The following is a 9738-nucleotide window of genomic DNA, read 5'->3' on the forward strand; positions in this document are numbered from 1 at the left end:
TAGCGGTGATGCGCCAAGAGAAATTATCGAGCGCCGACCGCCGAGCGCAGCGAGGCCCGGCCCAACGGGAGGAGGTTTTTCTGTCAAGAAAAATTGACGACGGGCGGGAGGGCCCCGTTTCTCCAAATTGTGTGGCTTGCGGAAGATACGTCGCTGTACCGGTCAGGGATGATCGGGCATTGGAAACCCGCGCAAACGCAAAAACAGACTGGCCTCGTCGTTGTTACGGAAATAGGGGACTGATTCCGGAGGGTCGCGGTCCAGGACGCGACCGGCGACTTCGGCCAGGACCACCTCGGTGATGAACGGTAGGTCGAACTGGCGGGCTTCGGTCAATTTGATCCATTGCAGATGCGACAGCTCGTCCGAGGCGTGCGTGAAGTCATCCAGATCGCCTTGGATGTCATCGGCATCGACCAGGAAGAACCGCGCATCAAACCGGCGCGGGCGGCCCGGAGGCGTCAGCGCGCGGAACACGAATTGCAGGCTTTGCGCCGACGGCAGGTGGCCTGTGGCAGCAAATGTTGTCCAATCCTCTGGCACGTCACCCTCCCACGTACCGGGTGTCCCCAGGACCAACCCGGTCTCTTCCCACAACTCGCGGATTGCAGCCACGGCCAGAGGGTGCTGCAAACCGTCTGGAGAATCATCGCGCAGGCGGCCATCACAGACCGCAGGCAAGGGCGTGGCCAGTGGCACACGCGCGTCCTCGGCATCTACGGCACCGCCGGGAAACACGAATTTGTTTGGCATGAAAGCGGCCTTGGCGCCGCGTTGTCCCATCAGAATGGAAGGCTCGCCCATGCGGTCGCGCAAAACGATGACGGTTGCCGCATTGCGGATGGCGGTTTTATCTATGGTGCCGGTTGTGCTCATGTCCCCTCGCGTGTCCGAAGGGTCAGCCGGATTTTCCGAACCCGTGCATGCGTCTGGCCCATTGATAGGCGACGACCACTCCCTTCAATCTGGGAAGAAGGTAGAGCGACAGCGACAGACAACCAAGGGCAAAGATTGCAAAAAGCGTCAAAGGCTCGGGCCGGTACTGAACATAGGCCACATGCAGCCCCGGTGCCATCAAATGACCCACAAGCAGAATGGTCAGATAGGCAGGGCCATCATCGGCACGATGATGAAACAGTTCTTGCCCGCATTCCGCACAGTGATCGTTTACCTTGAGGTAGCTGTGCAGCATCTTGCCCTTGCCGCAGTTTGGGCACCTGCGCCGAAACCCGTTGATCAGGGCAGGCCAGGTCGGGCGGTCGTCGGGTGTGGCAGCTGCTTGGTCGGTCATACCTTTGTCACTCATTCCTTTGCACCTGAACAATGGATCAAGGTTTTGCGTCCCTTTTGGCGCGTCGAAAAGGGGGCGATGTGCCCTTGCGGCGGCATGTCGCAAAGGGCGAACTGTTACGCATTCTAACGAAACTACGGAGCCTCAATCCAAAAAAATTCAAAAAGTGCGACGGAAAGCAAAGGCCCCTGCGTTTGACTTGCATGATCGGCGACACGGGGTCGCCGTCCGAGCAAAGGAAAATCGGACATGAAACATGCAGGTTTTATCGCGGCAATGGTGATTGCGGCCGCAGGTGTGACGGGTACAGCGGTTCTGGCCAAAGGGTCCCATGCGACGTTTCAAGAGCTGGACGCTGACGGCAACGGCGAAATCACCCAGGCCGAGATGGAAGCACACCGCACTGCGCGCTTTGCCAAGGCCGATACGGATGGCGATGGCAAGTTGAGCCTGGAAGAGGCCACCGCCAAGGGGCAGGAGCGCGCGGCCAAGCGTGCCGAAAAGATGTTCGAGCGCCACGATGCCAACAAAGACGGTTTTTTGGATGCCGAGGAGTTGCCGAAACCGCGTCGTGCGGGCAAGTTCTTTGACCGTATGGATAAGGACGGCAGCGGTGGCATTTCCGAGGCGGAATTTGCCGAGGCCCGCGAGCGCATGAAGGAGCATCGCAAGAAACGTGGTCACCAGGATCAAGACTGATCCGGAGTGGAGGATTTTGCCTCCATACCGCTTGACGGTCATGGCGGGAACACCGCCATGATCCAACCCAGCGATGATGCATTGCTGGTGCTCTTTGCCAATGGTGACGGGCAGGCCGCACGCGAGTTGACCGCGCGTCTGGGTCCGCGGACCTATGCTGTGGCTTTGCGGGTGCTGGGCAACCGGGCCGAGGCCGAGGACGTTGCCCAAGAGGCGATGATGCGCCTGTGGCGGGTGGCGCCCAAATGGGAACAGGGTCGCGCAAAGGTGTCGACCTGGCTCTATAGGGTGACGCTGAACCTGTGCCTGGACATCAAATGCCGCCAGCGGTCGGTTGATCTGGATGCGGTGCCCGAGCCCGAAGATGGCGGGCCAAGTGTTGCGGACCGGTTGCAGGATAGCAGCCGAATGGATGCACTGCAGGGGGCGTTGATGCAACTGCCTGAACGGCAAAGGCAGGCAGTGGTGCTGCGCCACATCGAGGAATTGAGCAACCCCGAGATTGCGGGGATCATGGATATCAGCGTCGAGGCGGTCGAGAGCTTGACCGCCCGAGGTAAACGCGCGTTGACCGCGGCCCTGTCGGGGCGGCGCGCAGAACTGGGGTACGACAATGACTGACGACACAGATCTGGAGCAGATGTTTGCAGCCGCGCGGACGCAGCGGGATCACCTGCCGGACGTACTGTCGGCCCGCATGTTGGCGGATGCGGTGCAGGTTCAGGCCGAAGTTTTGGCACCAGAGCCCGCAGCGCGCGCCGGCCTTTGGTCGCAGCTGCGCGCCGGTCTTGGCGGTTGGAGCGGCCTGAGCGGCCTGGCGACGGCCTGTGCAGCGGGCGTCTGGATCGGCTTGGCGCCGCCGGACTTCCTTCCTGATCCGGTGGGGCTGGTCTATCAGCAAGAGCTGGAAGTGGATCTGATCTTTGGTGTCGATGAGACCGGAATATTGACGGAGGATGGATAAATGGCTGAGCAGAAAGAACGCAAATGGCCCTGGATGCGCATCCTTCTGATCGTTTCATTGGGTTTGAACCTGCTGTTTGTCGGTTTGGTCGTCGGCGCCGCTCTTCGGTTCGGCGGTCCCGACAGCATGCGTCCACCTCCTCGCAGCCTGGGCTCGGCATTGTACCGGGCACTGCCTGAAGACGTACGGCAAGAGATGCGGCAGCACAGCCGCACGGGCCACGACACTCGGCGCAAGGGCGGATTCAAGGATGTCGGGGTTATTGTGGCCTCGCTGCGTGCCGTTCCCTTTGATGCGGAAGGGTTGAAAACGGTGCTCGATCGGCAGTTGGTCCAGCGCGAGGCGTTTCATCGCTCGATCCAAGACAAATGGTTCGACCAGATCACCTCGATGAGCGATGAAGAGCGAGCTTCTTACGCGGATCGCCTTGAAAAGGTCTCACACCGCAAGACGCACAAGAAGTAGGGGTCAGGCGGCTGCCGCGATCAGAGAGACCTGATTGCGGCCCGCGCCCTTGGCCTCATACAGGGCGCGGTCGGCTTGTTCGAGCAGGGTCGGGACGTTCCGGGAGTCGAATGGAGTGGTCAGGCACTGACCATCAATAGCAAACAGCCCAATGCTGGTGGTGATCGGGATCGGCGTTTTCTGACCAGGAATGCGGAACAGCTCGCGGTTGATCCTCTGGCACAGCAGATCGGCCATTTTCAACGCTTGCGTACGGGTGGTGTTGGGCAGAACCATCATGAATTCTTCACCGCCCACACGCGCCAGCACATCCTCGACCCGCAGTTGGGACCGCAGCCTGCGTGCCGTTTCCATCAGAACCGCATCGCCGGCGGGATGGCCAAAGCGGTCGTTGACCTGCTTGAAATGGTCCAGATCGGCCATCATGACGGCAAAACTCTGACCACTGGCGGCGGCCTCGCGCGCGATGCGGGCCAGCTCTGGCAGGGCAAAGCGGCGGTTGTGCAACCCGGTCATCGGATCGATCAAGGCGGCCCGCAGCCCGTCGCGTACGCTATCGCGGAACCGATCGGCACGTGCCTTGCGGCGCAGCTGGGTTTCCAGCCGCAGGGAAAGCTCTTCGACGCAAAAGCCCGCAGGCATCACGTCATCGGCTCCCCGGTCCAGCGCGTCTGCCGCCAGATGCGCATTGGCGGGGTTTGGAATGGCTATGACAGCGGCGTTTCGTGTGGCACTGCGCGCCCGCAGATCTGCCAGCAGGCGCAGGCCCGTGACGCTGTCGCAAAGCTCGACAACGATCGCGTCGGGCACACGGTCGGTCAGCAAATGTTGCATGTCGTCGATTTTGTGCAGATCCAGATGATGCCGCGTGCAGCCCTTGAGCCGCGCGCGCCAAACCGCGCCCGTGCCGGGGCTCTGGGTGATCAGGGCGATGTTGCTGGTGGGCAGCGGACCTTGGAACGGTGGCGAGGCCTCGGCCAGACCAAGCGCCTGCGAACCACCCTGCATGCGCAGCTCCTCTGACCCTGTGTGCGCCCGGATCAGGCTGCGGATGCGCGCGAGCAGGATCACATCGTCATAGGGCTGGCTGAGCACATCATCGATCCCTGCACCGAGGGCTGCGAGCCTGGATGACCGGTCGTTTTCGGCGGTGATGGCGATGATGGGGATGCCTGCGGTGGCCTCGTCCTGTTGCAACAGGTCGCGCACATCGAGCGCGCTGCCATCGGGCAGGGTCATGGCGCAGAGAATCAGGTCAGGCTGCACGCGCCGCACCAGTGCTTCGAGCCCCAGGAGCCTGTCGCCTTGCACAACGTGATACCAGGCCGCAGATAGCTGCACCTTCAACATGATGCGGTTTGTCGAAACCCCATCGAGTATCAAAATCGTTCCTTGCACGGCCTCCGCCTTTCGACAGTTGCTTCCAATTCTTGCTAAAGTGTTTATGAGACTGGTTAACAAACCCTTTCCGCCTCGAAATTGACGGAGCAGATATGCCATTTTCCGCCGATTCCGCTGAAACTCTGGCCCTCAAGGCGTTAAGCTGGCTGATCGGCAATGATGAGTTGCTGCCGGTCTTCCTGGGCTCGACCGGCGCGTCCGAGGCAGACGTCAAAACGCAGATGTCAAACCCTGAGTTCCTGGGCTCGGTCCTCGATTTCCTGATGATGGATGATGCCTGGATCGTTGCATTTTGCGACGCCAATACAATCCCTTATGATCACCCGATGCAGGCGCGGGCCGTTTTGGCCGGACCCGCCGATATGCATTGGACCTGACAGACCACGTGTGACACAAAACGGTCATGCCAAACCTCAAGGCCGGAGAGATTTTCATGCCCATCGACGCTTTGCTATTCGACAAGGACGGCACCCTGTTTGATTTTGCCGCCACGTGGGAGGCTTTTGCCCGCGCGTTCCTGCTGCGCGTCACGGGTGACGATCTGACCCGCGCGACCGAAGTGGGCCATGCCATCGGATTCGACATGGCAACGAACAGCTATTCCCCCGACAGCATCGTGATTGCTGGCACACCGGGTGAGGTGGCCGAGGTGCTGGCCGACTTCTTCCCCGACATGTCGCATGGCGAGTTGGTCGATATGATCAACGATGAAGCCGCGCGCGCACCGCAGGCCGAGGCTGTGCCTTTGGCCGCGTTCCTGGATGATATGAGGTCCAAGGGGCTCAAGTTGGGCGTGGCGACCAACGATGCGGAGCACCCTGCGCGGACGCATCTGACCTCGGCTGGTGTACAGGAGAAGTTCGACTTCATCGCTGGGTTCGACAGTGGCCACGGGGCCAAGCCGGGGCCGGGACAGCTCTTGGCCTTTGCTGCGCATGTTGGTTTGGAGCCTGGGCAGGTCGCAATGGTCGGTGACAGCACACACGACCTGTTGGCTGGCCGAGCTGCGGGCATGACCACCATCGGCGTGCTGACGGGCATGGCGACAGCAGATGACTTGTCACCGCACGCGGACGTGGTGTTGCCGAACATCGGTCACATCGCCGAGTGGCTGGCGCGCTGACCTGTTAACATTCGGGCAGCGTGTTCTTAAGTTGAACTCTGTGATGGCACGGGTTCTGCGCGGCCTGACGCGGAGCAGTGTCTTTGTTATGCTCCCAAAGCGCACAGTCGCAAGCGAAATGCGCCAATCAGCCAAACTCTCCCGCCCGTCGTTGATGCCCCTTGCGGGACATCGCCTCCCGTTGGGCCGGGCCTCGCTGCGCTCGGCGGTTGCGTTATGGCGGAACCGCGCCGAACGATAAGCGAGGCGCCCGGCCCAAGGCCGTTAGCGGTGCTGGCGAAGCCAGGATTGCTCGGGCGCGGGAGCGCTACGAGTCTGGGTCGGCAACCAGATCAAACGCGCAAAGCGCCCCTCCTTGATTGAAATGCGACAAGAATTGTCGCGGATAGAGCGGCGTAGACCTGCGCGGCTGGGGCCTTCTGTTTCCAAAGGCAAAGAGGAGAGGTCCCATGGCAGAGACGTCAGGACGTAAACGACGCGGTGGTGGCCGTGCAGGTGCCGCCGCCAGACGCGGGGGCGCAGTGATCGAGCAGATGCCCTGGCGCCTGCCGGTCAACACCGATCGCCCCACCGAACCCCTTGGCCCCGAGGGCGTCGAGGCCATTCACGAAGGTGCCATGCGCATCCTCGAAGAGATCGGGGTCGCCTTCCTCAACGAAGAGGCGCTGGGCATCCTGCGCGAAGCGGGCTGCAAGATCGATGGCGACATCGTCCGCTTTGACCGTCACTGGATCATGGAGATGATCGCCAAGGCGCCCAGCACCTTTACGATCACCCCGCGCAACCCGGACCGCGAATTGACCGTTGGCGGCGATGTCATGCTGTTTGGCAACGTTTCATCACCGCCAAACTACTGGGATATGGAGATCGGCAAGAAGGTCCCCGGCAACCGCGAGATGTGCCGGAACCTGCTCAAGCTGACGCAGTATTTCAACTGCATCCACTTTGCGGGCGGCTATCCGGTCGAACCGGTCGACATTCATGCCAGTGTTCGTCACCTGGATGTGCTGTATGACAAGCTGACGATCACCGACAAGGCGATGCATGCCTATTCGCTTGGCAAGGAACGGGTCGAGGACGTCATGGAAATGGTGCGCATCGCGGGCGGCCTGACCGAAGAGGAGTTTCAGGCCAAACCGCGGATGTACACCAATATCAATTCGACCTCGCCCCTGAAGCACGACCACCCGATGATCGACGGCTGTTTGCGTCTGGCGCGGCGCGGTCAGGCGATTGTTGTGACGCCGTTTACCCTTGCAGGGGCCATGGCGCCGGTGACCATGGCAGGCGCCGTTGCGCAGTCACTGGCCGAGGCGCTCTGCGCCATTGCCCTGTTCCAATATGTGCGCCCGGGCATTCCTTGTGTCATTGGCACGTTCACCTCGAACGTGGACATGAAATCGGGTGCGCCGGCCTTTGGCACACCCGAATACATGCGGGCCACTCAGATGACCGGGCAGATGGCGCGGTTCTATGGCCTGCCGATGCGGTCGTCCGGGGTCTGCGCGGCCAACGTGCCGGACGGGCAGGCGATGTGGGAGACGTCGAACTCACTCTGGGCTTCGGTGCAGTCCGGCACCAACATGGTCTACCACGCGGCAGGTTGGCTCGAAGGGGGGCTGATTGCCAGCCCCGAGAAATTCATCATGGATTGCGAGATCCTGCAGCAGATCGAGCGGTATTTCGAACCAGAGACTTTTGCGACGACACCTGACGACATCGCGCTCGACGCGATCAAGGCGGTCGGCAACGATGGGCATTTCTTTGGCATCCAGCACACGCAGGATCGCTATACCACGGCGTTCTACCAACCCTTCCTGAGCGATTGGAAAAACTATGAAGGGTGGGAAGCGGCTGGGGGTATCTGGACCCCCGAACGCGCGCATCACATGTTCAAAGAGATTGTCGCCAACTTCGAGGAACCGCCGATGGATGAGGCCATCCGCGAAGAACTGGCCGAATTTGTTGCTCGCCGCAAGGCTGAGGGGGGCGCGCCAACGGATTTCTGATTCACGGTGCCGGCTTATCCATTGATTTTCCAGCATTTAAATTTGTGCGGAACAATATTCCCACGAAGTCGTCCCATGTTGGCGCTTTCTTAAGTTTTCCCGGGTGAAACTGGCTCTGGACTGAACTTGGGGACCCTTGCATGCATGGGCTGATCAACAGGGCAATACAATCATTTGTCTGTAACACCTACGGGCAATCGCGCTGGATTCGCATGACCGAGGCGGCCAACCTTGGGTTGATCGAATTCGAAGCCATGTTGATGTATGACGACAGCATGACCCTGCAAGTGCTGGAGGCCATGGCTGTGGAGCTTGGCCGCCCCTTGCCCGAAGTGCTTGAGGATCTGGGGACTTACCTGGTGTCCAACCCCAATACCGAAGCGCTGCGGCGCCTTTTGCGGTTTGGTGGGGTCAATTATGTCGAATTCCTGCATTCACTAGATGATTTACCTGATCGGGCGCGTCTGGCTGTGTCTGATTTGTCCTTGCCCTCGCTTGAGCTGGATGAACACGCCCAAAACGAATTCACCCTGACCTGCCATCCCGGTTTGCCCGGTTTTGAAAGCGTCATGATCGGGGTTTTGCGGGCCATGGCGGACGACTATGGCGCTTTGGCCATGCTGGAGCACAGCGGCTCCAGGGGTGAGAGCAAGGTGATTTCGATTACGTTGATCGAAACCTCTTTTGCCGAGGGGCGAAGCTTTGATTTGGGGGCAACAGCCAGATGATTTCCAGGGATGATCTTGCGGCCCTGCTCGAACGCTTGTGTCCGATGTTCGTGCTGCTGGACCAAAGCGGCCATGTTCAACAGGTCGGGCCGACCTTGCAAAAGCTGAGGCCCGATCAGCCGATGGCCGGACAGCGGTTTCTGGAGCTGTTCGAACTGAAGCGTCCACGGTCGATTTCGACCATGCCAGGGCTGCTGGCAGAGTCGGGCGCCAAGCTGCACCTACAATTCCGGGATAAGCCGCACACGGCCTTGAAGGGCATTATCGTGCCTTTGCCCGATGACACGGGCGCGGTTGTCAACCTTTCGTTTGGCATTTCGATCCTGGATGCTGTCCGGGACTATGCCCTGACCAGCGCAGACTTTTCCGGTACGGATCTGGCGATTGAGCTGCTCTACCTGGTTGAGGCAAAATCCGCCGCGATGGAGGCATCGCGTACCCTTAACTTGCGCCTGCAGGGGGCCATGATTGCGGCCGAAGAACAGGCCTATACGGACACGCTCACCGGGCTGAAAAATCGCCGTGCGATGGATCACATTCTCGATCGATTGACGGCATCGTCCGCGTGCTTTGCGTTGATGCATCTGGACTTGGATTTTTTTAAGGCTGTGAATGACACTTTGGGTCATGCGGCTGGCGATCACGTGCTGCAACAGGTGGCCCGCGTCATGGTCGAAGAAACCCGGGGGGATGATACGGTGGCACGCATAGGCGGGGACGAATTCGTTCTTATTTTCAACGGCCTGCAGGACATAGTTCGTCTTGACAGTATTGCGAGCCGTCTGATCACAAGGCTCGAAGAACCCATTCCGTTCCAATCTGATATATGCCGGATCTCGGCGAGTATCGGCACGGTGCAGTCGTCGCAATTCGACACGCCGGATCCCGCCGAAGTGTTGCATGCAGCCGACCTTGCGCTGTATTCGGCGAAACGCTCGGGCCGGGCCTGCCATCACTTTTTTGATCGCTCGATGTCTGATCTGATGGGAACAACTGCCCTGTCCGAGGGGGAAACGGAAGATCAGACATAGATCCGAGTGCAGTTTAATCGTCTTGAA

12 protein-coding genes are annotated in these 9738 nt (G+C 60.2%); 9 read left to right on the forward strand and 3 right to left on the reverse strand.

The features are described from left to right. Positions 1 to 162: 162 nt before the first annotated feature. On the reverse strand, positions 163 to 876 hold the full coding sequence (locus tag TRM7615_RS23085; protein WP_108792208.1) for an NUDIX hydrolase: 714 nt from the start codon (positions 874 to 876) through the stop codon (positions 163 to 165). 22 nt (positions 877 to 898) lie between these two features. Further along, the gene (locus TRM7615_RS23090) at positions 899 to 1291 is read right to left on the reverse strand and encodes a DUF983 domain-containing protein (protein ID WP_108792270.1); all 393 of its coding nucleotides are present in this window, start codon (positions 1289 to 1291) and stop codon (positions 899 to 901) included. A 249-nt stretch (positions 1292 to 1540) separates the two neighbouring features. Between TRM7615_RS23090 and TRM7615_RS23095 the strand changes: the two genes are divergently transcribed. Genes TRM7615_RS23095 through TRM7615_RS23110 form a run of 4 tightly spaced genes read left to right on the forward strand, consistent with a single transcriptional unit; the run spans position 1541 to position 3419 of the window. Continuing rightward, on the forward strand, positions 1541 to 1990 hold the full coding sequence (locus tag TRM7615_RS23095; RefSeq protein ID WP_108792210.1) for an EF-hand domain-containing protein: 450 nt from the start codon (positions 1541 to 1543) through the stop codon (positions 1988 to 1990). Positions 1991 to 2047: 57 nt separating this feature from the next. Beyond that, positions 2048 to 2611: an RNA polymerase sigma factor gene (locus TRM7615_RS23100; RefSeq protein ID WP_108792272.1), complete on the forward strand. Its 564-nt coding sequence runs from the start codon at positions 2048 to 2050 to the stop codon at positions 2609 to 2611. Beyond that, the gene (locus TRM7615_RS23105) at positions 2604 to 2954 is read left to right on the forward strand and encodes a hypothetical protein (protein ID WP_108792212.1); all 351 of its coding nucleotides are present in this window, start codon (positions 2604 to 2606) and stop codon (positions 2952 to 2954) included. Before TRM7615_RS23100 ends, TRM7615_RS23105 begins: the two co-directional genes overlap by 8 nt. Then, the gene (locus TRM7615_RS23110) at positions 2955 to 3419 is read left to right on the forward strand and encodes a periplasmic heavy metal sensor (RefSeq protein WP_108792214.1); all 465 of its coding nucleotides are present in this window, start codon (positions 2955 to 2957) and stop codon (positions 3417 to 3419) included. It abuts the gene before it with no gap. Positions 3420 to 3422: 3 nt separating this feature from the next. Here TRM7615_RS23110 and TRM7615_RS23115 read toward each other — a convergent pair whose 3' ends face one another. Next, a complete protein-coding gene (locus TRM7615_RS23115; RefSeq protein ID WP_108792216.1) occupies positions 3423 to 4817 on the reverse strand; it encodes a diguanylate cyclase in 1395 nt (464 codons plus the stop codon). A gap of 95 nt (positions 4818 to 4912) precedes the next feature. Between TRM7615_RS23115 and TRM7615_RS23120 the strand changes: the two genes are divergently transcribed. From TRM7615_RS23120 to TRM7615_RS23140, 5 genes are all read left to right on the forward strand, one after another. Next, the gene (locus tag TRM7615_RS23120) at positions 4913 to 5197 is read left to right on the forward strand and encodes a DUF3572 domain-containing protein (protein ID WP_108792218.1); all 285 of its coding nucleotides are present in this window, start codon (positions 4913 to 4915) and stop codon (positions 5195 to 5197) included. A gap of 56 nt (positions 5198 to 5253) precedes the next feature. Continuing rightward, the gene (locus tag TRM7615_RS23125) at positions 5254 to 5943 is read left to right on the forward strand and encodes an HAD family hydrolase (RefSeq protein ID WP_108792274.1); all 690 of its coding nucleotides are present in this window, start codon (positions 5254 to 5256) and stop codon (positions 5941 to 5943) included. Positions 5944 to 6392: 449 nt separating this feature from the next. Further along, on the forward strand, positions 6393 to 7952 hold the full coding sequence (locus TRM7615_RS23130) for a trimethylamine methyltransferase family protein (RefSeq protein WP_108792220.1): 1560 nt from the start codon (positions 6393 to 6395) through the stop codon (positions 7950 to 7952). Between the two features lie 140 nt (positions 7953 to 8092). Continuing rightward, complete coding sequence (locus tag TRM7615_RS23135; RefSeq protein ID WP_108792222.1) at positions 8093 to 8680, forward strand: heme NO-binding domain-containing protein; 588 nt, start codon at positions 8093 to 8095, stop codon at positions 8678 to 8680. After that, a complete protein-coding gene (locus TRM7615_RS23140) occupies positions 8677 to 9711 on the forward strand; it encodes a GGDEF domain-containing protein (protein WP_108792224.1) in 1035 nt (344 codons plus the stop codon). Before TRM7615_RS23135 ends, TRM7615_RS23140 begins: the two co-directional genes overlap by 4 nt. The last annotated feature ends 27 nt before the right edge of the window (positions 9712 to 9738 follow it).

This window comes from Falsiruegeria mediterranea M17 (genome assembly GCF_900302455.1).
Lineage (GTDB): Bacteria > Pseudomonadota > Alphaproteobacteria > Rhodobacterales > Rhodobacteraceae > Falsiruegeria > Falsiruegeria mediterranea.

Bases quoted from the DNA above. Each gene is read 5' to 3' on its own strand.
- TRM7615_RS23085 (WP_108792208.1), bottom strand. From the start codon at position 876: ATGAGCACAACCGGCACCATAGATAAAACCGCCATCCGCAATGCGGCA.
- TRM7615_RS23090 (WP_108792270.1), bottom strand. From the start codon at position 1,291: ATGACCGACCAAGCAGCTGCCACACCCGACGACCGCCCGACCTGGCCT.
- TRM7615_RS23095 (WP_108792210.1), top strand. From the start codon at position 1,541: ATGAAACATGCAGGTTTTATCGCGGCAATGGTGATTGCGGCCGCAGGT.
- TRM7615_RS23100 (WP_108792272.1), top strand. From the start codon at position 2,048: ATGATCCAACCCAGCGATGATGCATTGCTGGTGCTCTTTGCCAATGGT.
- TRM7615_RS23105 (WP_108792212.1), top strand. From the start codon at position 2,604: ATGACTGACGACACAGATCTGGAGCAGATGTTTGCAGCCGCGCGGACG.
- TRM7615_RS23110 (WP_108792214.1), top strand. From the start codon at position 2,955: ATGGCTGAGCAGAAAGAACGCAAATGGCCCTGGATGCGCATCCTTCTG.
- TRM7615_RS23120 (WP_108792218.1), top strand. From the start codon at position 4,913: ATGCCATTTTCCGCCGATTCCGCTGAAACTCTGGCCCTCAAGGCGTTA.
- TRM7615_RS23125 (WP_108792274.1), top strand. From the start codon at position 5,254: ATGCCCATCGACGCTTTGCTATTCGACAAGGACGGCACCCTGTTTGAT.
- TRM7615_RS23130 (WP_108792220.1), top strand. From the start codon at position 6,393: ATGGCAGAGACGTCAGGACGTAAACGACGCGGTGGTGGCCGTGCAGGT.
- TRM7615_RS23135 (WP_108792222.1), top strand. From the start codon at position 8,093: ATGCATGGGCTGATCAACAGGGCAATACAATCATTTGTCTGTAACACC.
- TRM7615_RS23140 (WP_108792224.1), top strand. From the start codon at position 8,677: ATGATTTCCAGGGATGATCTTGCGGCCCTGCTCGAACGCTTGTGTCCG.